We start from the raw sequence: 22,659 nt of genomic DNA on the forward strand, positions 1-22,659 counted from the left end.
TGGGGACTGAGGCGTAAAGCATGGCAAAACCTGCGCTGGTGAACGCGACGGAACCGTGAGCTTATAGCTTAGTCAAAATTTAGAACAATGAACTTTTTCAAGGAAAAATTTGCTAAAGTGGATTGTTCAGCGTCTGCGGAAATGCGCCTGAACGGCGCGCCGCTCATTGCGCGCCTGTGAGCTTCGTCGCCAGCAGGGCGATCGTCTTTACGTAAACGCGCGCCTTATTCCACTCGAGCAAAACCGCGAAGTTGGGCTCGCCTTCATTCCAGCCGGCGCCCGCGCGCCAGCCTTTGCCCTTGAGGAAATTCGCCGTCGAGGCGAGCGCGTCTGGCGTGGATCGTATGAGATCGCGTCTGCCGTCGCCGTCGAAATCGACGCCATATGTCAGATAGGAGGAAGGCATGAACTGCGTCTGGCCGATTTCGCCAGCCCAGTCGCCGCGCATCTGCGCCGGGGACATATCGCCGCGCTCGACGATTCTCAACGCGTGCTTCAGCTCTTCGTTAAATTGCGCGGAGCGCCTGCAGTCATAGGCGAGCGTCGCCAGCGCCTGCATCGTCCTGAAGCGCCCATTGTCGGCGCCAAAGCCGGTTTCCAATCCCCAGATCGCCACGATCACCGCTCCGGGAACGCCATAACGCGACTCGATCTGTGCGAGCAAAGCCGCGTGCCGCTGGAGCAGCGCCCGCGCCTTGCTCAAACGACCGGGCGTCACCAGGCGGCTCGAAAACTTCTCAAAACTTTGGTGGAAAATCCGCTGTCCGCGGTCGCGGCCAATCACCGCGTGATCATAGGCTACGCCAGTCAACGCAGCGTCGAGCGTCCGTTGTGAAACGCCTTCCGCCAGGGCTTCGCGTTTGAGCTCCTCGAGCCACTGGCTGAAGCCGGCTGGCGACGATCCGCAGGGCGCGGCGTGCGCCGACACGGCGCACGCGCCAAAAGCCAGCGCGCTGGCGGTAAGTAACACACCCCACGCCTTGGCGCTTTTCGACAGCCGATTCATGCCCGGCAGTTTAGTGGGCCTGCCAAGGCGCTGCAATCAGCCACGCACCCTCACGGCGCCCGACTCTCGGCCGAATGCGCGGCCAGCGCCGGCATTCCTCAAGCGACGCGCTGAATCAGCGGCGCTTTGCCTTGAATTGGCGTTTGCACGCGCTTGAAAGCTCGTTCATATGCGTGCGCAGGCACTTTTCGACGGCGATCGCATTGGGCTCATCCGCCGCGCAGAATTTGTGAGAATCACGCTCGCAGGCTGCGCGCTGCTTGTCCATCGTCCGGGCTGTCGCGGGATTGAACGCGGCGAGGCCAATGAAGGCGGAAAGAGAAAAGATCAACAGCTTACTCATCGGTTGCTCTTTCGTTTAGCGCTAACGACCGCTGCGCAAAGTGCGCGACGCGGCCAGAGCCATACCTGTATCGAGCGTGGCCGATATCAAGTATCGACGCCTGCCTGCTAATCGCGACAGAGAGGCATCTCGGGCGTAACTTCCGGCACGATCAGCCGCGCGCCAGTAGAGGCGACGATATCCGCGACGCTGACGCCGGGCGCGCGTTCGCGTAGCGCCAGCCCCTCATCGGTCGGCTCAATGACGGCAAGCTCCGTTACGATGAGGGTGACGCGCCGCGCTGACGTCGGCGGCAAAGCAAGAGTTTCAACGATCTTCGGCTCACTTTTGGCGGCGTGCTGCATGGCGACGACGACGCGCTTGGCGCCGACGACAAGGTCCATGGCACCGCCCATTCCCGGCGTGAATTTTCCGGGAATCATCCAGCTGGCGAGACGTCCCGCGGCGTCGATCTGCAACGCGCCAAGCACCGCCATGTCGACATGGCCGCCTCGAATCAGCGCGAAGCTCGTTGCGCTGTCGAAACTGGCGGCGCCCGGCAACGACATGATGAGTCCGCCGCCGGCGTCAATGAGATCGCGATTCTCCATGCCATCCGGCGGCGGCGCGCTGAAGCCGATCAGGCCATTTTCGCTCTGCATGGCGACCGATATCCCCTGCGGGATGAAACGCGCCACGAGAGTCGGCAGGCCGATTCCGAGATTGACGAGCATGCCGTCGCGCAGCTCCAGGGCGACGCGGCGCGCGATGATTTCCTTGGCGTCCATCAGCGCGCTCTGCCCACGATGTGCGTGACGAGCACGCCCGGCGTGCGCACCGCGTCGGGCGGAATGACTCCAACCGGCACAATCTCGTTAGCTTCGACGATGACGCAGTCGGCGGCGAAGGCCATGACCGGGTTGAAATTGGCGGCCGTCAGACGATAGGTCAGATTGCCGTAATAGTCGGCTTCATGCGCGCGCAGCAGGGCGAAATCCGCCCGCAGCGGCTTCTCGATGAGAAAGCTCGCGCCATCGATCTCGATGACCTGCTTGCCGTCCGAGACGATCGTGCCCACGCCGGTCGGCGTCAGGACGCCGCCAAGCCCGGCGCCGCCGGCGCGGATTCGTTCGGCGAGCGTGCCTTGCGGGATAAGCTCCACGTCGATCGCGCCGGCGCTCATCAATCGCTGCGTGGTCGGATTGGTGCCGATATGCGAGACCTCCACGCGCGCAACGCATCCCGCTTCGATCAGCCTGCCGACGCCGACCGTCGGATAGGCTGTGTCGTTGCCGATGATCGTCAATGCGCGCGCGCCACGCGCGACGAGCGCGTCGATCAACCGACTAGGCGACCCGACGCCAAGAAACCCGCCGATCATGACGCGCGCGCCGTCGGGAACGAGCTGCGCTGCGGCTTCGGCGGTGATCGCGCTTTTTCTCATTCGCCGAGCCCTGCTTATCGTGTGGGCGTATCCAGATAGTGCGTTTCGGAAACGTCACGCAGGCGCGCCGCCGCCGTTTCCGGCGTGATGTCGCGTTGGGGTTCGCCCAGCAACTCAAAGCCCACCATGAATTTCCGCACGCTCGCCGAACGCAGCAGCGGCGGATAAAAATGCGCATGAAAATGCCAGTCGGCGTGCGGCGCGCCGTCTGTCGGACGCTGGTGGAACCCCATCGAATAGGGGAAGTCGGTTTCGAACAGATTATCGTAGCGAATGGTCAGCCGACGAAGTATGTCGGCGAGCCCCTGCGCCTCCTCCCCGGTAAGATCAGCGAAAGAGCCGATATGCCTTGTTGCGAGCACCATCGTCTCGAACGGCCAGATCGCCCAGAAAGGCACAAGCGCGACGAAATGGTCGTTGCGACAAACGATCCGCTCGCCGAGTCTTTCTTCAAGCGCCAGATAATCGCAGAGGAGACAAGATCCGTTCTGCGCCAGATATGCGCCCTGCCGCTTCGATTCCTTGACTGCTTCGTTCGGAACGCTGTGGGTCGCCCAGATCTGGCAGTGCGGATGCGGATTGCTCGCGCCCATCGCCGCGCCGCGATTCTCGAAAATCTGCACGTAATTGATCGCATCGAGTTCGCCCAGACCAATGGTTTCCTCCCGCCATGCGTCAATGACGGGAACGATCTCGGGAACGGTCATGCGCGCTAAAGTCAGGTCGTGGCGCGGCGAGAAACACAGCACGCGGCATCGGCCGGACTCGCTTTGCGCGACAAGCAGCCCGTCTTGAACGATGTCCTCCGCTGACGCCTGCGGCGTGAGCGCCGCGAAGTCGTTGTCGAACGCGAAGACGCCCTTATAGGCCGGGTTTTGTTCGCCATTCGCCCGCGCGTTTTCAGGACACAGATAGCAGGTCGGATCGTATCGAGGTCGTTCTGGAGCGTGGGTCTTTTCGACCTGGCCTTGCCATGGACGGCTGGTCCGATGCGGCGAGACGAGCACCCACTCGCCCGTGAGCTGATTAAGTCGGCGATGCGAGGCGTTACTCAGCAAGGACACCAGCCGCTCCTAATCGCCGACAGGGCCCGCGCCAGGACCGGGCACGCAGGTGAGGATGGGCGGCGTCACGCCCGTCGCTGTGCGATATTTGTCAGCCATCGCCTGCGCGAAGGCTTCCGCGCGGCTCGCTTCCACCAGATTGATGGTGCAGCCGCCAAATCCACCGCCCATCATCCGAGCACCATAGACTCCCGGAAGGCTGCGGGCGATATCAACCATGAGATCAAGCTCGGCGCAGCTCACTTCATAATCGTCGCGCAGACTTTCATGCGAAAGATACATGAGACGGCCGCATTCGTTAAGGTCCCCCGCGTCCAGCGCCGCAGCGGCGCGCAGCGTGCGATCGATCTCGCCGACGACGTGCCGCGCGCGGCGAAAGATGAGCTCGGGCATCGAATCCCCGTATCGCATCAATTGCGCAAACGTCACGTCCCGCAACGCCGCTATTCCATCGATCCGCGTCGAGAGCGCCGCGACTGCGCGCTCGCAGTCCTCGCGACGCGAATTATATTCATCGCTCGCGAGTTGATGGCGCACCATCGTGTCGCAAATGACAAGACGCGCGTCCGGATCTATCGTAACTTTCCGCGAAACGAGACTGCGGCAGTCGAGCAGCAGGGCGCTCCCTTCGACGGCGCAGCACGAAATGTATTGGTCCATAATGCCGCAGCGAACGCCGACGAATTGATTTTCGGCGCGCTGACAGATCTTGGCGAGTTCGACCCGGTCGACCTTCGCGCCGGAGATCGTCAAAAGCGCAAAGCCCGCGGAGACTTCGAACGCCGCCGAGGCCGAGAGTCCGGCGCCGATGGGCAGATTTCCATCGAGAACGAGATCGGCGCCATTCAGTTCGTAGCCGGCGCGCTCAAGAAATATCGCCACGCCACGCACATAATCGGTCCAATCGCCGCGCGGCTGCGCGTTCGCGTCGTCGAGGTCGAATTCGACGACTTCATCCATGACAAGCGAGCCTATGCGCAAGCGGCGGTCGGAACGCGGCGCGATGGCGGCCCAGATCGAGAGATCAAGCGCCGCCGGCATGACGAAGCCGTCATTGTAATCGGTATGCTCGCCAATGAGATTGATGCGGCCCGGAGCCCGAAAAAGGCGCGGCTCGCGCTCGAAACTGCGGCGGAAGGCGGCAATCAGATCTTGCTCGATCCTCGACTCCATTCCGGCCACAATCCCATTGTCATCAAATCGTCAAGGCGACGCCGCATCGGATCGGCGGTAGGGGATCAAATGATAGTCCGCCCATGACACGTCAACGCCTTGGCGTTTGCTACTATCCCGAACATTGGCCTCAGTCACGCTGGAGCGAAGACGCGGCCATGATGAAGGGTATAGGTCTTTCCTTTGTTCGGATCGGCGAATTCGCCTGGTCACGGCTGGAACCGAGCGAGGGAGCCTATCGTTTCGAGTGGCTGAGCCACGCAATCGAGGCGCTTGACCGCGCCGGCCTCAAGGTCGTGCTCGGAACGCCGACGGCGACGCCGCCGAAATGGCTCGTCGACAAGATGCCCGATATGACGGCGCTCGACGCCAATGGGCGTCCGCGCAATTTCGGTTCGCGCCGCCATTATTGTTTGAGCCACGAAGGCTACGCTCAAGAATGCGAGCGCATCGTCGAGCATCAGGCGCGCGCCTTCGGCGGCCACCCCGCTGTAGCGGCATGGCAAACCGACAATGAATATGGCTGCCACGACACGGTGCTCAGCTATTCGCCGGCCGCGATGCAGGCGTTTCGGCGATGGTGCGAGGCTAAATATCGCTCGATCGAAACGCTGAACGGAGCCTGGGGCAATGTCTTCTGGTCGATGGAATATCGAAGCTTCGACGAGATTGAGCTGCCGAACCTGACCGTCACCGAAGCCAATCCGTCGCATCTGATGGATTTTCAGCGCTTCTCGTCCGATCAGGTCGTCGCCTTCAATCGACGCCAAGCCCAAATCATCCGACGTCATGCGCCGGGTGCGACGATCCTTCATAATTTCATGGGCGCGTTCGTCGACTTCGACCACTATGCGCTCTCAGACGATCTCGACGTCGCCGCGTGGGACAGCTACCCGCTCGGCTTTCTCGAACGTTCCTCTCACGACGACGCCTTCAAGCTGCGCTACATGCGCGTCGGCGATTCTGACTTTCAGGCGTTTCATCACGATCTCTACCGCGCGTGCGGGCGTGGCAGATGGCAGGTGATGGAGCAGCAGCCGGGGCCGGTGAATTGGGCGCCGTGGAATCCGGCCCCCGCCAAGGGCGCCGTGCGGCTCTGGACTTTCGAGGCGTTCGCCGCCGGCGCCGAGACGGTGAGTTATTTTCGCTGGCGGCAGGCGCCTTTCGCGCAAGAGCAGATGCATGAAGCGCTGCTGCTGCCGAACGCCCAGCCGAATGACGCCTATCATGACGTCGCGCGCATTTCGGAGGAGCTTGCGATGCTCGATGCGCGGGTCGAAACGGCGCGCGCAGAGGTGGCGCTGGTCTTCGATTATGAAAGCGCCTGGGCGTGGCGCATCGAGCCGCAAGGTCAGGACTTCTCCTATTTCGATCTCATCCTGTCCGTCTACCGCGGCCTGCGGCGCGCGGGACTCTCCATCGACGTCATACCGCCGACCGCGACGGCGATCGCTGATCGAAGGCTGATCATCGCTCCCGCGCTCTTTGCGCCATCTCACGATTTCGCAGAGGCGCTGGCGAAAAGCGGCGCGACGATCCTGCTGGGCCCGCGCACGGGATCGAAGACGGCTGATTTTCAAATACCGGCGGATCTCCCTCCCGGCGTTTTGCAAAGCGTGATCGACATTCGCGTCAGACGCGCCGAAAGCCTACGGCCAGGCGCACGGATTGCACTTTCCGGACTAGGCGCTTTCGTGCGGTGGCGCGAATTCTTGGTTCTCGGCGAGAGCGTCGCGCCCGAGTTCACGTCGGAAGACGGCGAGACTGCGCTCGCGCGATCCGAGAACGTCTTTTATCTCGCCGGTTGGCCGGACGAAGAATTGCTGAACAACATGCTGCGCCATGTTGTTCATGTGGCCGCCATATCGACGCTCGACCTTCCGGAGGATATCCGCGTCCGCGACAATGGGGCGATGCGCTACATTTTCAATTACGGCGCCGCGACGACGGATATTTCGGCGCTGGTCGGCGACGAGACTCTCTTGATCGGCGAGCGCCTTCTCGAACCCTGCGGCGTCGCCGTCTTCAGGCGTCGCGGCTGACCGCCGCACTCTCTTAAATGCGCGGCTCAGAACACCAGCCAAGAAGCGACGACAAAATAGGTCAAGAGGGAAAACGTGTCTTGCACCACGGTCGCGACTGGGCCGGAGCCGAGCGCTGCGTCATAGCCGAGCCGCGCGAAAATCCAGGGCATTAGAAATCCGAACGTCGTTGCGATGGTGCTCGCGACCGCCAGCGAAATTCCGACGGTCGCGGCGAGGCCGACGCTCGAAAAGAAGAACCAGACAATCGGGAAAGCGAGACAGCCGAGCATCGCGCCGAGCAGCGCCCCGGTGCCCAGCTCCCCGGCGAAAAGCGGCAGCAGCGCAGAATCAGTCAGGGACAGGCCGCGGATGACCACGACTTCCGACTGCGTGCCGACCGAATCCGCGAGATAAACGATCGCGGGAATAAAGAAGGCGACGGCGATATGCGCGCTGAGCGCAGTTTCGAAGCGCGACATCATGGCGGTCGCCGCGGCGCTGCCGGCCATGCCGACAAGCAGCCAGGGCAACCGATAAAGCGCGCGACGATGCGGCGCGGCCGTCAATGCGTCTCTTGCAGCCTCCGACTTGCCGAGAATGCCCACCATGTGATGCAGATCCTCAAGATGCTCGTCGCGCAAGATGGTCATGAGCGCGCGCGCCGGCACGGCGCCGAGAAATCTTCCTTCGGCGTCAGAGACGGCCAAGATCGACAGTCCCGAGTGAATGGCGACCGTGGCCGCATATTCGCGATCCGCGCCGAGCGGGACGCTGTAGGCTTCGGCCGTTCGGGCGATGTCATGCAGCGGCGTCGACTCCGGCGCGCCAAGCAGATCGCGTATGGCGACGACGCCAATCAGGCGGCCGTCTTCGGCAAGCACGAAAACATGCGAGGCGTCGTCAAAACGCTGGCCGATCAACCGCCCCCGCGCCTCGCCAGCGCTCTCGCGCGAGCGGGCCATGGGCACGGACGTCACGAGATAGCGTCCCACGGTCTGGCCGTTCGTCTCCACTGGAGGCAGGCGGTCTAGCGTCGGTGCGCTGGGCATTACGGTCATGGCTTCTCATCGATGTTTTGAAAGACAAGCGGCGTCCGGGCCGATTGAGCAGCGGGTAGCCGCAGCTCATAGGAACGCGCCACGTTACAGTTATGTGACCGTTCGCGCGCTCTTTTCGCGATCGCGTCGATTGTTGCTGATAGGATGTCTTGATAGAATTTCCTCGCCGTCTTCGCTTGGCCCTGGCGGCCCTCAGCGAATCGGACCGGAGTCGAAGTGATGAAACCCTTTGGATTTGCGCTAGGCGCGTTGACGGGCGCCGCCGCGGTTTTGCTTCTCAACCGTCAGGGATCGCAGCGCGTGCGCCCGATCGCCAAGGCGGCGATGAAAGCCGCGGTGATGGCCTATCACGAAGCGCGCGTGCAGGGCGCTGAACTTGCCGAAGCCGCCGAAGATCTCTTCGCCGAAGCGAAGGCCGAGGCCGTGGCCGATATTTTCGCGGCGGCGATGGCCGCCTCGCAGACGAAGGCTGCGCAAGCAAAGACGGAAACAACGTCCGCAGCGACGGCAAAGCCCGAGAGCGCGGCGCCAGCAGGCGAGGCTCCCGCGTCGCGCGCCGCAGGCGAGAGCGCGTAGATGAGCGAGGCAATCCTGCCTTTGGCGCAGGTGGCGCACGCCATGCCCGGCCGCGCGCGGCTGCGCGTCGCCGACCGCCGCGGCGACGCCGCTTATTTCGCTTCGGTCTCCAAGGGCCTTTCGGCGATCGCCGGCGTTCGCGCCGTCGAAGTGGCGCCGCTGACGGGCAGCGTGCTCATTCAGCACAGCGGACCCTTGGCCCGCATTGGCGTCGCGGCGCAGGAGGCGCGGCTCTTTGTCGTCGGCGAAGCGCCTCATGCCGCGCGCGAGGCGCCGGCAGTCTCGATCGACCCGAAAGCCGTCGCGGCGCTGGCGCTGTTCGCCGCCGCGCTGTGGCAAATGTCTAAGGAGAGCGTTTTGCCGCCGGCGATCACCCTGCTGTGGTACGCGAGCCGACTGGGCGGCGTCTGGTCGCTGGATGGCGACGGCGGGAATGGCGATTAGTCCTAATCCCTGAGCGCATCCGCGACATCGGTCGCTTCCCACGGGAGATCGAGATCGGCGCGGCCAAAATGTCCGTAGGTCGCCAGCGGCAGATAGAAGCCGGCCGGGCCAGCCATTTGAGGGGCGGTGCGCAAGCCGAAGCGGCGGACGATCGAGCCAGGCCGGAAATCCAGGAGCGCGGCGAGGCGTCTGGCGATTTTCTCATCGGCCAGATAGCCGGTGCCGAAGGTCTCGACCGAGAGACTGATGGGCTTAGCCTGTCCCGCCGCGTAAGCCAGGTGGACTTCGCAGCGCTCGGCGAGGCCAGCCGCGACGATGTTCTTGGCGGCGTGCCGCGCCGCGTAAGCGCCGGCGCGTTCGATGCGCGAAGGGTCCTTGCCTGACAGCGCCGAGCCGCTCTGGCGCGCGATCTCGCCATAGGCGTCGATCCCGCTCTTGCGCCCGGTGAGGCCGGCGTGGCGCGCCGGTCCGCCAATATCAAATGATTCGCCGGCGTTGACGTGAACGCTGGTCTGAGCGTCAGGCGTCATCTCGCCCGTCGACAACGCGTCGAGCGCGATCGCGCGCAGCCGGTCGAACTTGGCGTCATCCATCGCCGCGCCGTCAAAGGCGACGGTCAGCGAAACCCCATAAATACGTGCGGGGCGACCGCCGCGAAATTCGACGGAAACTTGCGTCTTGGCGTCGGGCGAGAGCGACGAGAATCCGTCGCGCCGAGCGGCGTCGAGCGCCCGCGCGACCTTATGCGCGAGGCTGATCGGCGCCGGCATGAACTCAGGCGTATCGCGACAAGCGTAGCCGAAAACATTGGCCTGCTCACGCGCCACGCGCCTGCTGATCGCCGCGTCGTCGTCGAGTTCCTGGAGAGGCGGCTCGCGCGCCTCGAGCGGCAATTCGACGAAGCTCGTCAGAATCGAGCAGCTGCGCGCGTCGAAGCTCCCAGCGGCGTAACCGGCCTCCTGCATGACCGCGCGCGCGAGCGCCGGCAAATCGACGAGCGCGGCGGCGGCGTATCGCGCGGCGAGAAAGACGACGCCCGTCGCCAGGGCGCATTCCACAGTTGCACGCGCGCGATCATCTTCACGCAGCAGCGCATCAATGGCCGCATCGCTGATCTGATCGCAGAGCTTGTCGGGGTGCCCCGGAGTCACCGACTCAGACGTGAAGATCATGTCAGGCGACATGGCTTTCTCCGTTGCCGCGCGGCGGCGCCTCTTCGCGATCGGCGATTCTGCCGATGATATCGTTGGCGAGCGAACTGCCGAGGGCGATGGCGCCGATCCGCAACAGGTCGCCTGCGCCGAGCGGCGACAGGCCGAGAAGGCGCCGGGTCAACGGAAAGAGTTGCACGCCCGCCTGCAGCAGCAGGGTTGCGCCGACGGCGCCATAGAGCGTCGAATTGGGCGGCCTGCCGACCTCGGAGCTTAATCCGCGTAACTCCGAACGACAGGCCAGACTGTGGAGCAACTGGCCGCAGGTGAGGCCGTGAAAGGTGACGGTGCTGGCGCGCGCGCCGCCTGCGCCGCCGCCGAGGCTGAAATAGCCGATCAGCGCCGCAACGCCCATCACCGACCCCTCGCGAAGAATGCGCCTAAAATCGGAGGCGGCGAGAATCGGCGCTTTCGGATCATGCGGCGGCCGGTCGAGCACGTCCGGCTCCGGCGGCTCAAGTCCTAGCGCGATCGCCGGCAGCGCGTCGGTCGCCAGATTCAGCCAGAGCAGCTGCATCGGCGTCAACGGCTCGCCGCCGACAAGGGCGGCGCCGAGCATGGCGATCGTCTCGGATGCGTTGGTCGAAACGAGATAGCGCAGGACCTTGCGAATATTCGCGTAAGTGGCGCGGCCAAGTCGTATGGCCTCGACGATGCCGTCCATGTCGTCGGTCGCGAGCACGATGTCGGCGACCTGCCGAGCGACGTCGGCGCCTTCTCCGCCCATCGCGATTCCGACGTCCGCCGCGCGCAAGGCGGGGCCGTCGTTGACGCCGTCGCCGGTCATCGCCACGATATGGCCGTGGCCTTGCAGCGCCTTGACGATGTTGAGCTTGTCGACGGGGCTGACGCGCGCGAAGACATGCGGCTGCCTCGCCAGCGCCTCAAGCATCTCGGGCCGCATCTTCGCCATCTGCCCGGCTTCGAGCACGCGCAGCTCGCCGCCGTGATTGAGATCGAGTCGCCGCGCGATGGCGAAGGCGGTCGCGCTTTGATCGCCGGTGATCATCACCGTGCGCACGCCGGCGCGATGCAGCTGCTTGAGCGCCGGGCCGACGCTGGCGCGAATAGGATTCGCGATGCCGGCAAGGCCGAGCCACACGAGATCATGCTCGTCACGGGGGTCGCCGCCGGTTTCGCCGACCGCGACGCCGAGAACGCGCAGCGCGTCGCCGGCCATGCGCTCATTGGCCTTGAGAATGGCGGTCCGCGCCGGGCCGTCGAGCCGCGCGGCGCCATCGGCCGTGCTGCGGGTCGCGCAACGCGCCAGCACCTCGACCGGATCGCCTTTGACGCAGAGAATGCGGGCGCCGCCGGTCGCTTCGTGGAGCGTGCTCATGCGCTTGCGGCCTTCGCCGCGCGCCACGCAGGTCGCCATAGGCGCAGATCGCCGCAGAGCGATGGGATCGACGCCCATCGCCACGCCCGCTTGCACCAATGCTGTTTCGGTCGGCGTGCCGTCGATCTCCCAGCCTTTCGCCGCCGGCGCGACGGCGGCGTCGCTGCACAGCGTCGCGGCTTCGAAGAGGCGACGCGCAATAGCGACCGTCGCAGCGTCGGCATCGACGCCGTCGCGCAACAATCGGCCTTCCTGTAGCTCAAACGCGCCATTGTCGACGTGAACGCGCACCGCCGCCATGCGGTTTTCGGTGAGCGTGCCGGTCTTATCGAGTCCGATCGTCTCGATCGCGCCAAGCGTCTCCACGGCGTCGATCTTGCGCACCAGCACCTTGCGCTTGCGCATGTCCTGCACGCCCAAGGCGAGCGTCGTGGTCGCGACGGCGGGCAGCCCTTCGGGGATGGCCGCCACCGCGAGCGAAATCGCGCTGCGCAAGGTCGGGATAAGCCCGTGGCCGCGCAGAAGGCCAAGAGCGAAGACGCACGCGCAAATGGCGCCATTGACGATGACAAGTTCGCGCTCGACGTCGCCCAGTTCGCGCTGAATAGGCGTTTGTGGCCGCTGTAGCGCGCCGAGCAACTGTTGCACGCGGCCGATCTCGGTCTGTGCGCCGATGGCGGTGATAATGGCGACGCCGGATCCGCCGGTCACCGCCGTGCCGCGAAACACCATATTGCGACGATCGGAGACTCCCGTATCCGGCGCCAGAACAATCTTTGCCTCTTTCGGCGCCGGTTGCGCCTCGCCGGTCAACGGCGATTCGTTCACGGTCAGATCGTCGCTGGCGATCAGCCGCGCGTCCGCCGGCACGAAGACGCCGCGTTCGATCAGCAGGAGGTCGCCCGGCGCAAGATCGCGCGCGTCGATCCTCAATCGCGCGCCGTCGCGGACGACGGCGGCGTCCGATAGCTCCTCCGAGGCAAGGCCCGAAATCGTTCGGTCCGCCTGACGCTCGGTGGCCGCGGCGATGCCGGCGTTGATCAGCACCACCGCAGCGATCATCACCGCGTCGGCGACGCCGCCGGTGGCCAGCGACACCACCGCCGATGCGCCGAGCAATACAATCGGGAGACTGGTCAATTGTTCCGCGAAAACGATCGCCGCCGAGCGCGGCTCTGCGCGGCGGAGCTCGTTGCGCCCCCATTTCTGCAGTCGTTCCGACGCGTCCTCTGTCGTTAAGCCTCGACCGAGGTCCGTCTCCAGCCGCGCCGCGAGCGCATCGATCGCTTCGGCGTGAGCGGCGTTTTCCGGCGTTAGCGACGCGCCTTCGCCGACGTCGAAAACCGGCTCTTCAGCGACCGCCGCTTCGAGCGCCTGCATCAGTCGCGCGCTTGTGAGGGGCTGCTGGAATTCGATGAGAGTCGAACCCGTCAATTCGCTGGCGCGAACGAAAAGGACGCCGGGCAGACGTCGAAGCCGTTTCTCGACGGCCCGCGCGAGCGCTGCGCGGCCGCGCAGCCCCATATGGCGGATCCGCGCGCGGCCGCAACAAGCATCATGAATGAGCTCGGCGCCAAATTGCGCACAAGACTCAACGCCGAAGCGACGTGAACCTACGGGCGCGTTCTGTGAGTCCGCTTCAGCCAGGATCATTGAGCACATTGTCTGGCGCGCATCGAAGCCCGCTTTTCACGACCGTTCGATGACATTCGGCTCTGCGGAATCGCTTCCGCAAAACCGCTGCTCTGAGTCATGTCGTCGGCAGCCGCTCTTAAACGGCGACGCGCAAGGGGCGCGCTCCGCAATGTTTGAGATCGGTACTATAGTTGCGCGCAAGGGATAGGCGCAACCGCGCGCCGCTGCGCTGCACAGCGATCCTGCGCTGCAAAATCGTCTGCCGGCGGAACCTTAACGAAGGATCGGCGTTCCCCACAAGCGGCAAGCTTATATTGCGCCTTCGCCAGTTTGCAAATCTGATAGTGTTAGCGTTTTCAGTTTCGTCGATTCGGGTGGGAGCGAACAATGTTCTTGAGAAAGCTGCTTGCGGCGAACTTCGCTGCGACCGCATCTGCTATCGCGCCGGCTCAACATTCTGCACAACGTTGATAGCGCCATTCTAGGCGTCAAGGTCACGCGGGCGTATAACGTCCTTGCGGCGGACTTCTTTCAAATGCGCAATTCAAGAAATCGCTTTCTCGAGGGGAGGGAAAAGATGATGAGAAGACGGAGCGCGTCTGTCGCGACGGCCGCGATGCTTTTGACGATGTCAACAAGCCCGCGCCAAGTCGCCAGCGCCGAACAGGCGGCGGCCGCCGTACCGACGGCCCCGCTCACCAAATTCGAGAAAGCGCCTCAGGGCGAAGCCGAGCAGATCGGGCAGATCATTTCGCTCACCACGCAGCTTCTGCAGATGCGCTATCCGGAAGGGATGGCGCGGCGCGGCGTGCATCCAAAAGATCACGGCTGCGTCAAAGCGACATTTACCGTCAATTCGGATATTCCCCCAAATTACCGGGCTGGCGTCTTCGCGACGCCGGGCAAGAAATATCCCGCCTGGATTCGCTTCTCCAACGCCACGCCGTTTCTCGCGCCAGATCTCGGCAAGAATGGTCCCGACAGCCGCGGCATGGCGATCAAGCTCATCGGCGTCGAGGGAGAAACCTTGCTGAACGAGCCGGGAGCGAAGACGCAGGATTTCCTGCTGATCAATCTTCCCGGCTTCGCCTTTCCGAACGTCTCCGAATATTTGGAAGTTACAAAAATCCAGCTCGCCAAACACGACGACATCTCGTCTTTTTTTGCGCCGCCGCTCTCGCCCGAGAAGAAGAAGACCCTGGGCGTCGTCACGAAGATCAAGCAAACCAATGTCGGCAATCCGCTCGAGAGTCCGTATTTTTCGGCTGCGCCATTTCTTTATGGCTCCGACAGGGTCGCGAAATTCAGCGTGACGCCGAGAAGCGCGGAAAAGACGCCCGTGCCGGCAAATCCAACCACGAATTATCTGCGCGAGGCGATGAAGAAGAGCCTCGATCCCGCCAATGGCAAGCCGGCTGTCTTCGATTTCAAAGTCCAGCTGCGTAATGACGATTCGCTGCCGATCGAAGATGCGACGGCCGAATGGTCGGAGACGACCGCGCCGCCGCAAAATGTCGCGACCATCGAGATCGACCAGCAAGATTTCGACAATGCGTTTCAGGTGACGGAATGCGAGCACATGGCGTTCACGCCATGGCACGGACTCACGGCGCATCAGCCGATCGGCGGCATCAATCGGCTGCGTCGCGACGTCTATATCGCCTCCTCGAAGTTCCGGTCCCAGCCCAAAGAGCCGACGGGATTCCCAAAATGGCCGTGGTGACGCGTCTCACAAGCGCGATCGCGCGCATTTCGTTCGTCGCATGCCTGGCGCTGGCGTCACACGCCTGTCTCCACGCGCCGGCTTTCGCGCAAACGGCGCCTTCCGGCGGCGAGTGGCGCGCCGAGCAGGAAAAAAGACTGAAGGCGCTCGACGCCTATATCAGCCGCAAGCCGGTCGCCTATCGCTGGTTTGCGGATTTTCCCTTCGGCCTGACCGACGGCGCGCCGTTCATCATTTTGAAGCTCCTGCCAAAGCTCGCGCCCGAAGAATGGGGAAGCGCAGATAATTTTCTCGACGTCGCCGGCCTCTTCATCGACGCGCGCGATCCCACCTACCCCATCGCGCGCGGCTTCGGCTGGACCGGCCTGGCGCGCAACGATCCCAGCGGCGCCCTCGACTACGCGGCGTTGAGTTGCGGCGCCTGCCATATCGGTCGGGTGCGGCTCGACGACGGCAGTCTGCGCTATCTCGACGGCGGCGTGAACGCGCAGTTCAACCTCGTCCAGTATCGCGTCAGAGTGAGAAACACGATCAAAAAGATCACCGCGGATGCGACAACGCCCGAGGAGAAGATCGAACGCGCGACGCGTGCCATTCTCGTCGCGCTCGACAAGGCGCATGCTCAAGACAGGAATTACTTCTACAAGAATTACTCCTTCGCCGGCCGCCGCTTCGACGCCGCCTATGAGACGCGTCAGATCGAGCTCTTCATGCAGGACGCGCCGGCGATCGTCGAAAAATTCCTGACGCGCGCCGGACTTGAATACGTCTCGCTCCTCGATCTCGTCTTCAAGAACTACAAAGGCTTCGAGGAACAGATGACGCAGGGCTTCGGCGGCATGGCCGACGCGACCGGCGTCAGCACGTCGATGGTCTACGCCGCCGCCGAAGCGCGCGGCGAAACTCCCGATCCGAAAACAAGCCTGCCGCCGACGCCGGGCATCACCGACTTCATGGCCGTGTGGGAGCAGGAGAAACGTCTGGCCCGCTGGTCCCCGGATCACACGCAACTCGTCGACGGCGGCGGACAATGGAACGGCAATATTCCGATTCCGATCTTCCGCAACCTCGCCGCCGAACTGACGCTGGGGCTCGGACGCGACACCGACATCCGCATCGCCGCCTTCAGCGAGGATCTGCTGCGCGATCTGCCGGCGCCGGTCTACCCCTTCCCCGTCGATCTCGCGCTTGCAAAAAAGGGCTCGGCGCTGTTCGACGAGAACTGCGCTACGTGTCATCGTCCGCATAACGGCAAGGTCTACGACCTCGGCACCGATCTCGGACGGGCGCGCGTCGTCAGCGACACGATTGCGAAAAACGCCCGCGACAGTTTCGCGAAGATCTGTCCGCCGACGAGAGTCGTCGAGATGCCGCCCTCGGGCGACCGGCTTGCGCCCTGCGCGAAGTTCGAAGACGTCTCGCTGGAGAACCGCGCCGACGTCTCCATGGCCGATCCGGCGACGCATGAAGGCTATAACGCGCTGCCGCTTGGCGGCGTGTGGGCGCAGGCGCCCTATCTGCACAACGGCTCAGTGCCGACGCTTTATCATCTCCTCGTGCCGCGCGAGCGCCCGGCCGTCTTCATCAAGAGCCGGCTCGACTATGACAAGAAGCTCGTCGGCTTCTCCTGGGAGCCGGCGCAGACGCTCTCGCGCGAGGGCTATCGTTTCGACACGACGTCCTTTCCGGCGCTCTCCAACAAGGGGCACGACAAAGACGTCATCGAGGACGGCAAGACGTTGAAGCTCGATTGGTCTGACGACATCCCCGGCGCCATGGCGATCGTCGAATATCTGAAAACGAAGTGACATTCGAAGCCCGGCGCGGGCGGGCATCAGCCGTCCGGAATCTTCCTCAGCCGTCATGCCCGGCCTTGTGCCGGGCATGACGCCGGGACATCGCGAAACGCATCACGTGGAGACGGCATGTTCGGCTCATGTGCGTCGTGTCATCGCGTGGATGGCCGCGACAAGCGCGGCCATGACGCGGTGAGATGACGCCTTGTTAACTGGATAGGGAGCCCTGCCGTTAGCCAGCCCCGCCTTGACTCTCCCGCATTGGGAGTCATTATAAGAACATAACAGGAACTCATGAGATGACCCAACCGCTGGCGTCGCTGCGGCAAAGCCTGGCTTGCGCCTATTCGGCCGTCCCTTCCGAGACGATCGCGCTCGGCGCGCCCGCCCTTGATGGGCGGCTCGGCGGCGGCATTCTCCGTGCGGCGCTGCATGAGGCCTATGCCGAGACCGCCGCCGACGCTCCGGCGGCGACGGGCTTCGCCCTGGCGCTCGCAAGGCGCGCACTGGCGGGCGCGGAAAAACCGCTGCTCTGGGCGCGCCCCGAGGCGCTGAGCGCCGAATCCGGCGCGCCCTATCCGCCGGGCCTCGCGGACATCGGCCTCGACCCCGCCGCCGTCGCCTTCATTCGCGTGCGCGACGCCAAAGAGGCGCTGCAGGCGGGCGTCGAAGCCGGACGCTGCCCAACTGTGGGCGCGACGCTGATCGAACTCTTCGGCGAAGCGCGCGCCTATGACCTGACCGCGAGCCGGCGCCTGGCTCTGGCGGCCGCCGCCGCTGGCGCGCCGATCTTCGTCTCCCGCGTCGGCGCCTCCCCTGCGCCGAGCGCCGCCGCAAGCCGCTGGCTGGTGCGCGCCGCGCCTTCCCGCGCGCTGGCGGCGAATGCGCCGGGCTCTGCGGCTTTTACGGTTTTTCTGCTGCGCCATCGTGGCGGCGCGGCGGGGCATGAGTGGCGTGTGGAGTGGAACCGTGACCGTGGCGCCTTCGAGGACAGAACATTCGACGCATCGTCGCTATCTGGCCCTGTGGCTTCCCTTCCTGTCGGCGGAACGCCTGACGAAAGCGCGCCGCAGAGGGCCGGACGCAAATTCGGATGACGCGCCGCTCATCCTCGTCAAAAAAGAACGCAGCGCGCTGCGCATCGACGCGCTCGATCGAAAGGCGATCGCGCTCGGCCTGACGCCGGGCATGACCCTCGCCGACGCCAGGGCGCGCGCCCCCCATCTCGCCGTCGCGCAGGCCGACCCTGACGCCGACGAGCGGCTGATGCTGCGGCTGGCCGCCTTTTGCGAACAGTTCACGCCGCTCGTGGCGCTCGATCCGCCCTGCGGCCTCATGCTCGACGCGACCGGCTGCGCGCATCTTTTTGGCGGCGAAGCGATGATGCGGACCTGCATCCTGCAGGCGATGGCGCGCCTCTCCTTCACCGGCCGCGCCGCCGTCGCCGGAACGCCGGACGCCGCGCGCGCTCTGGCGCGTTTTGGCCAAGAGGGCGTCACGCCTCCGGGCGAAGATGAAATTTTCACTCGCCCGCTCTCCATCGCCGCGCTCGAAGCGCCAAAAGAGACGAGCGTGGCGCTGACGCGCGCCGGCCTCACGAGCTTGGGCGATCTCGCCGATCGTTCCTCGGCCGCGCTGACGGCGCGTTTTGGCGACGCAACCATGCGGCGGCTGACCCGCATTCTGGGACGCGAGGACGCGCGCATCACGCCCTTGCGGCCCTTGCCGGAATGCATGGTCGAGCGGCGCTTCGCCGAGCCCTTCCTCGATCTCTCTGCGATAGAGAATGTTCTGCGGCCGCTGATCGCGGAAGCGATGGGCATTCTCGAAAGGCGCGGCGAAGGCGGCCGCGCTTTTGAAGCGCGCTTCTTTCGCACCGACGGCGCCGTCGCTGCCCTGCGTTTCGAAACCGGCGCGCCCTCGCGCAATGTCGAAGCGCTGCTGCGGCTCTTTCGCCTGAAGGCCGAGTCGCTCGCCGATCCGCTCGATCCGGGATTCGGCTTCGACGTCATCCGCTTTTGCGTCCTCAACGCCGAAACTCTGGCGCAAAGCCAGATCGGCTTCGAGCGGCAGAGCGCGCAGGAAGGCGACGTCGCCGATCTCGTCGATCGCCTTGCGGCGCGCTTTGGCCGCGAACGCGTGCTGCGCTTTGCGACGCATGAGACGCATGATCCCGTGCGCGCCGCCTCCTATGTTTACGCGGCGTCTCCTTCCAAACCCAATTCCTGGGAGAAGCCGGAACTTGGCGAACCGCCCTTGCGGCCGCTGTTTCTGTTTGATCCGCCGCAGCCCATCGACACAATGGCCGAGACGCCGGACGGGCCGCCGATGCATTTCAAATGGCGCCGCGTGCGCCACATGATCGCCCGCGCCGAAGGGCCCGAGCGCATCGCGCCGGAATGGTGGCGCAACGCGGTCGGCCGCGACAGGCGAACGCGCGACTATTACCGGCTGGAGGATCGCGAAGGCCGCCGCTTCTGGGTGTTTCGCGAAGGCCTCTATGAAAGCGAAACCGCCGCGCCGCGCTGGTTCCTGCATGGGCTCTTCGCATGAGCGCGCCTTTCGCCGAACTCGTCGCGGCGACGAATTTCTCCTTCCTGCGCGGCGCGTCGCATCCTGGAGACATGGCGCTGACGGCGCTGCTGCTCGGCCATAGCGGCATTGGCGTCGCCGACCGCAACAGCGTCGCCGGGGTCGTGCGCGCCTATGCCGCGCTTAAGGAACTGCGCGAAAAATTAAGCGATCCGCCGGCCGGCGACGATGCGACGCTTCTGGCGCAGCTTGATGCAGAGCGCGCCCAATCCTTCAAGCTCGTCGTCGGCGTGCGGCTCGTCTTCGCCGACGAGACCCCCGACATCGTCGCCCATCCACAAAATCGCAATGGCTGGGCGAGGCTCACGCGGCTGCTGACGACGGGGAATCTCCGCGCCAAGAAAGGCGAATGCCGTCTTTATTTCGACGATCTCGCGCAAGCCGCGCACGATCTGCTGCTGATCGTCATGCCTTCGCGCAATCTGACGCGCCTGCCCTCGACGCTCGCGCTTTTGCGCGATCTTGCGCAAGGCGACGTCTGGCTCGGCGCGACCATGCCGCGGCGCGGCGACGACAGGCGGCGTCTCGCAAGACTGAAAGAAATCGCCGCGCGGACGCAGACGCCCTTGCTCGCGACCAATGACGCGCTTTACGCCGATCCCGGCCAGCGCGATCTGCAAGACGTCATGACCTGCATCCGCGAAGGCGTGACGCTCGCGCAAGCCGGACGCCGGATCGAGATCAACGCCGAGCGCCATTTGAAGACGCCCGAAGAAATGATGCGGCTCTTCGCTGACGCGCCGGAGGCGATCGAGGAGACGCAATGTTTTCTCGCGCGCGTCGATTTCTCGCTCGATCAACTGAAATATGAATATCCGGACGAGCCTGTCCCGCCGGGGCGCAATCCCCAGGAATGGCTCGAGGAGCTGACCTATCGCCACGCCGTCATGCGCTATCCAGACGGCGTGCCGGAGAAGGTCGAGAGGCTTCTGCGCGAGGAGCTGGCGCTCATCGAGACGCTCGACTATGCGCGTTATTTTCTCACCATTCACGACATCGTGCGGATCGCCGAAGACAAGGGGATTCTCTGCCAGGGGCGCGGTTCCGCCGCCAATTCCGCCGTCTGCTATGTGCTCGGCGTCACCTGCGTCGATCCGGCGGAGAATGATCTGCTCTTCGCCAGATTCATCTCGCAGGAGCGCAAGGAGCCGCCCGACATCGACGTCGATTTCGAGCATGAGCGGCGCGAAGAGATCATCCAGCATATTTACGGCAAATACGGCCGCGAGCGCGCCGGACTCGTCGCGACCGTCATCAGCTACCGGCCGCGCAGCGCCATTCGCGAAGTCGGCAAGGTCTTCGGACTGACCGAGGACGTGACCGCCGCGCTCGCCAGCACGCAATGGGGCAGCTGGGGCTCCGACATTCCCCAGGCTTACATCCGCCAGACCGGGCTTGATCCCGAAAATCCCGTCATCCGCCGCGCCATTCGTTTCGCGACGCGCCTGCTCGGCTTTCCGCGCCATCTCTCGCAGCATGTCGGCGGCTTCGTCCTCGCGCGCGGGCGGCTCGATGAGCTAACGCCCATCGCCAACGCCGCGATGCCGGAGCGCACCTTCATCGAATGGGACAAGGACGACATCGACGCGCTCGGTCTGATGAAGGTCGATGTGCTGGCGCTCGGCATGCTCACCTGCATTCGAAAATGTTTCGATTATTTGCGCGCCCATGAGGGAAAAGACATGGGCCTCGCCGACGTGCCGGCCGACGACACGGCGACCTACGACATGCTGTGCAGAGGCGACTCCATCGGCGTCTTTCAGGTCGAGAGTCGGGCGCAGATGAATATGCTGCCGCGCCTGAAGCCGCGTGAATTTTACGATCTCGTCATTCAGGTGGCGATCGTGCGGCCGGGGCCGATTCAGGGCAATATGGTGCATCCCTATCTGCGCCGCCGCTCCGGAAGCGAGCCGGTGATCTATCCCTCGCCCGCGCCGGAGCACGGGCCGCCGGACGAATTGCGCAAGGTGCTGGAAAAGACCAAGGGCGTGCCGCTCTTTCAGGAGCAGGCGATGAAGCTCGCCATGGTCGCGGCGAAATTCTCCGATGTTGAAGCCAATCGTCTGCGCCGCGCCATGGCGACCTTCCGCAATCTCGGCACGATCCATGAATTCGAGGCGCTGATGGTCGAACGCATGGCGGCGCGCGGTTATGATCGCGGCTTCGCGCAAAGCTGTTTCGAGCAGATCAAGGGCTTCGGCTCCTATGGCTTTCCCGAAAGCCACGCCGCGTCCTTCGCCAAGCTCGTCTACATCTCCTCCTGGATCAAATGTCACTATCCGGCGATCTTCGCCTGCGCACTGCTCAACTCGCAACCGATGGGCTTTTATGCGCCGGCGCAGATCGTGCGCGACGCGCGCGAGCATGGCGTCGACGTGCACGCCGTCGACGTGAATTTCAGCGAATGGGACAATACGCTGGAGCGTGCGGGAGATTTGGCGCTGCGACTCGGCTTCCGCCAGGCGGACGGCGTGCATGAGAACGAAGGCCATCGCATCGTCGAAGCGCGGACGAAGCCCTATGACAGCGTCGAAGATCTCGCCCGGCGGGCGGCGCTCAACGGCGCGACGATGCGGGCGCTCGCCGACGCCGACGCTTTCCGCTCATTGCAAAGCGACCGCCGCGACGCGCTCTGGGCCGTGCGGCGTCTGCCGGACGCCAAACCCCTGCCGCTCTTTGCCGCCGCCGACGCGCGCGAACTCGCCAAGGAACGAGATCCACTGCTGCCGTCCATGTCGCTTGGCGAACATGTGGCGGCCGATTATCAAACGCTGCGGCTCTCGCTGAAAGCCCATCCAATGGCGGTGCTGCGGCCGATTTTCGCACGCGAACGGATCATCACTTGCGCGGAAGTTTCGGCGCTCACTGATGGCGCCTTTGCGCGCGGCGCTGGCGTCGTGCTGGTGCGGCAACGGCCCGGACAGGGCAACGCCATTTTCGTCACGCTCGAAGATGAAACCGGCGTCCTCAATATCGTCATCTGGGCGCGCCTCTTCGAGCGCTACCGCCGCGAGACGATGGCGTCACGACTCATGCTGGTGGAAGGAAGGGTGCAGAAGAGCCCCGAAAATGTCGTGCATCTGATGGCGCAGCGCATTATCGACCGCAGCCAGGACCTCAATAGACTGTCAGACGCGCATCAGCCGGAAATCGTCCTGTCTCGCGCGGACGAATTCATCCATCCCCAGCATCCGCGCGTTAAACATCCGCGCAATGTGCGAATATTGCCGAAATCGCGGGATTTTCATTGAA

General features: G+C 64.3%; 17 protein-coding genes. 8 read left to right on the forward strand and 9 right to left on the reverse strand.

The genetic code is table 11. From position 1 onward, the window contains the following. Positions 1-163: 163 nt before the first annotated feature. From ACPS74_RS08070 to galK, 6 genes are all read right to left on the reverse strand, one after another. Entirely contained in the window at positions 164-1,006 is an 843-nt protein-coding gene (locus ACPS74_RS08070) for a lytic murein transglycosylase (protein ID WP_029650389.1), read from the reverse strand. Between the two features lie 115 nt (positions 1,007-1,121). After that, positions 1,122-1,349 carry a hypothetical protein gene (locus ACPS74_RS08075; protein WP_029650387.1) on the reverse strand — a complete coding sequence of 76 codons (228 nt, stop codon included), beginning with the start codon at positions 1,347-1,349 and terminating at the stop codon, positions 1,122-1,124. Between the two features lie 107 nt (positions 1,350-1,456). Then, a complete protein-coding gene (locus ACPS74_RS08080; protein ID WP_029650385.1) occupies positions 1,457-2,116 on the reverse strand; it encodes a 3-oxoacid CoA-transferase subunit B in 660 nt (219 codons plus the stop codon). Further along, the gene (locus ACPS74_RS08085) at positions 2,116-2,772 is read right to left on the reverse strand and encodes a 3-oxoacid CoA-transferase subunit A (RefSeq protein ID WP_029650382.1); all 657 of its coding nucleotides are present in this window, start codon (positions 2,770-2,772) and stop codon (positions 2,116-2,118) included. Before ACPS74_RS08085 ends, ACPS74_RS08080 begins: the two co-directional genes overlap by 1 nt. 14 nt (positions 2,773-2,786) lie before the next feature. Beyond that, positions 2,787-3,836 (reverse strand): UDP-glucose--hexose-1-phosphate uridylyltransferase, encoded by a 1,050-nt coding sequence (locus ACPS74_RS08090; protein WP_029650379.1) that lies wholly within the window; start codon positions 3,834-3,836, stop codon positions 2,787-2,789. A gap of 9 nt (positions 3,837-3,845) precedes the next feature. Beyond that, positions 3,846-5,009: a galactokinase gene (galK, locus tag ACPS74_RS08095; RefSeq protein WP_029650377.1), complete on the reverse strand. Its 1,164-nt coding sequence runs from the start codon at positions 5,007-5,009 to the stop codon at positions 3,846-3,848. Positions 5,010-5,092: 83 nt separating this feature from the next. Between galK and ACPS74_RS08100 the strand changes: the two genes are divergently transcribed. Further along, positions 5,093-7,051, forward strand: a complete 1,959-nt coding sequence (locus tag ACPS74_RS08100) for a beta-galactosidase (RefSeq protein ID WP_029650375.1) — start codon at positions 5,093-5,095, stop codon at positions 7,049-7,051. A 26-nt stretch (positions 7,052-7,077) separates the two neighbouring features. On the opposite strand, the gene ACPS74_RS08105 is transcribed toward ACPS74_RS08100, so the two are convergent. After that, entirely contained in the window at positions 7,078-8,091 is a 1,014-nt protein-coding gene (locus ACPS74_RS08105) for a magnesium transporter (RefSeq protein WP_239753809.1), read from the reverse strand. Between the two features lie 219 nt (positions 8,092-8,310). Between ACPS74_RS08105 and ACPS74_RS08110 the strand changes: the two genes are divergently transcribed. Further along, complete coding sequence (locus ACPS74_RS08110; protein ID WP_029650371.1) at positions 8,311-8,667, forward strand: DUF5132 domain-containing protein; 357 nt, start codon at positions 8,311-8,313, stop codon at positions 8,665-8,667. Beyond that, on the forward strand, positions 8,668-9,111 hold the full coding sequence (locus ACPS74_RS08115) for a hypothetical protein (protein WP_029650369.1): 444 nt from the start codon (positions 8,668-8,670) through the stop codon (positions 9,109-9,111). It begins immediately after the preceding gene. 2 nt (positions 9,112-9,113) lie between these two features. On the opposite strand, the gene ACPS74_RS08120 is transcribed toward ACPS74_RS08115, so the two are convergent. Together ACPS74_RS08120 and ACPS74_RS08125 are read right to left on the reverse strand one after the other, a co-directional pair. Beyond that, complete coding sequence (locus ACPS74_RS08120) at positions 9,114-10,295, reverse strand: methionine adenosyltransferase (protein ID WP_029650367.1); 1,182 nt, start codon at positions 10,293-10,295, stop codon at positions 9,114-9,116. Next, complete coding sequence (locus tag ACPS74_RS08125) at positions 10,285-13,185, reverse strand: cation-translocating P-type ATPase (protein ID WP_036241806.1); 2,901 nt, start codon at positions 13,183-13,185, stop codon at positions 10,285-10,287. The genes ACPS74_RS08120 and ACPS74_RS08125 overlap by 11 nt, the downstream gene beginning before the upstream one ends. Before the next feature lie 688 nt (positions 13,186-13,873). Between ACPS74_RS08125 and ACPS74_RS08130 the strand changes: the two genes are divergently transcribed. The 5 genes from ACPS74_RS08130 (at position 13,874) to ACPS74_RS08150 (ending at position 22,658) form a co-directional block, all read left to right on the forward strand. After that, positions 13,874-15,019: a catalase family protein gene (locus ACPS74_RS08130; protein WP_425622398.1), complete on the forward strand. Its 1,146-nt coding sequence runs from the start codon at positions 13,874-13,876 to the stop codon at positions 15,017-15,019. Next, positions 15,007-16,827 carry a hypothetical protein gene (locus ACPS74_RS08135; protein ID WP_029652030.1) on the forward strand — a complete coding sequence of 607 codons (1,821 nt, stop codon included), beginning with the start codon at positions 15,007-15,009 and terminating at the stop codon, positions 16,825-16,827. The genes ACPS74_RS08130 and ACPS74_RS08135 overlap by 13 nt, the downstream gene beginning before the upstream one ends. A gap of 287 nt (positions 16,828-17,114) precedes the next feature. Then, positions 17,115-17,912 (forward strand): hypothetical protein, encoded by a 798-nt coding sequence (locus tag ACPS74_RS08140; RefSeq protein WP_036241380.1) that lies wholly within the window; start codon positions 17,115-17,117, stop codon positions 17,910-17,912. Positions 17,913-18,003: 91 nt separating this feature from the next. Further along, positions 18,004-19,368, forward strand: coding sequence for a Y-family DNA polymerase (locus tag ACPS74_RS08145; RefSeq protein ID WP_244471399.1), 1,365 nt, complete (start codon positions 18,004-18,006; stop codon positions 19,366-19,368). Further along, positions 19,365-22,658 carry an error-prone DNA polymerase gene (locus ACPS74_RS08150; protein WP_029648651.1) on the forward strand — a complete coding sequence of 1,098 codons (3,294 nt, stop codon included), beginning with the start codon at positions 19,365-19,367 and terminating at the stop codon, positions 22,656-22,658. The genes ACPS74_RS08145 and ACPS74_RS08150 overlap by 4 nt, the downstream gene beginning before the upstream one ends. Position 22,659 lies beyond the last annotated feature (1 nt).

The organism is Methylocystis sp. SB2 (genome assembly GCF_049817085.1).
GTDB lineage: Bacteria > Pseudomonadota > Alphaproteobacteria > Rhizobiales > Beijerinckiaceae > Methylocystis > Methylocystis rosea.

Bases quoted from the DNA above. Each gene is read 5' to 3' on its own strand.
- ACPS74_RS08080 (WP_029650385.1), bottom strand. From the start codon at position 2,116: ATGGACGCCAAGGAAATCATCGCGCGCCGCGTCGCCCTGGAGCTGCGC.
- ACPS74_RS08085 (WP_029650382.1), bottom strand. From the start codon at position 2,772: ATGAGAAAAAGCGCGATCACCGCCGAAGCCGCAGCGCAGCTCGTTCCC.
- ACPS74_RS08140 (WP_036241380.1), top strand. From the start codon at position 17,115: ATGACCCAACCGCTGGCGTCGCTGCGGCAAAGCCTGGCTTGCGCCTAT.
- ACPS74_RS08105 (WP_239753809.1), bottom strand. From the start codon at position 8,091: ATGACCGTAATGCCCAGCGCACCGACGCTAGACCGCCTGCCTCCAGTG.
- ACPS74_RS08100 (WP_029650375.1), top strand. From the start codon at position 5,093: ATGACACGTCAACGCCTTGGCGTTTGCTACTATCCCGAACATTGGCCT.
- ACPS74_RS08120 (WP_029650367.1), bottom strand. From the start codon at position 10,295: ATGTCGCCTGACATGATCTTCACGTCTGAGTCGGTGACTCCGGGGCAC.
- ACPS74_RS08070 (WP_029650389.1), bottom strand. From the start codon at position 1,006: ATGAATCGGCTGTCGAAAAGCGCCAAGGCGTGGGGTGTGTTACTTACC.
- ACPS74_RS08115 (WP_029650369.1), top strand. From the start codon at position 8,668: ATGAGCGAGGCAATCCTGCCTTTGGCGCAGGTGGCGCACGCCATGCCC.
- ACPS74_RS08145 (WP_244471399.1), top strand. From the start codon at position 18,004: ATGACCCTCGCCGACGCCAGGGCGCGCGCCCCCCATCTCGCCGTCGCG.
- ACPS74_RS08150 (WP_029648651.1), top strand. From the start codon at position 19,365: ATGAGCGCGCCTTTCGCCGAACTCGTCGCGGCGACGAATTTCTCCTTC.
- ACPS74_RS08110 (WP_029650371.1), top strand. From the start codon at position 8,311: ATGAAACCCTTTGGATTTGCGCTAGGCGCGTTGACGGGCGCCGCCGCG.
- ACPS74_RS08075 (WP_029650387.1), bottom strand. From the start codon at position 1,349: ATGAGTAAGCTGTTGATCTTTTCTCTTTCCGCCTTCATTGGCCTCGCC.
- ACPS74_RS08135 (WP_029652030.1), top strand. From the start codon at position 15,007: ATGGCCGTGGTGACGCGTCTCACAAGCGCGATCGCGCGCATTTCGTTC.
- ACPS74_RS08125 (WP_036241806.1), bottom strand. From the start codon at position 13,185: ATGGGGCTGCGCGGCCGCGCAGCGCTCGCGCGGGCCGTCGAGAAACGG.
- galK (WP_029650377.1), bottom strand. From the start codon at position 5,009: ATGGAGTCGAGGATCGAGCAAGATCTGATTGCCGCCTTCCGCCGCAGT.
- ACPS74_RS08130 (WP_425622398.1), top strand. From the start codon at position 13,874: ATGATGAGAAGACGGAGCGCGTCTGTCGCGACGGCCGCGATGCTTTTG.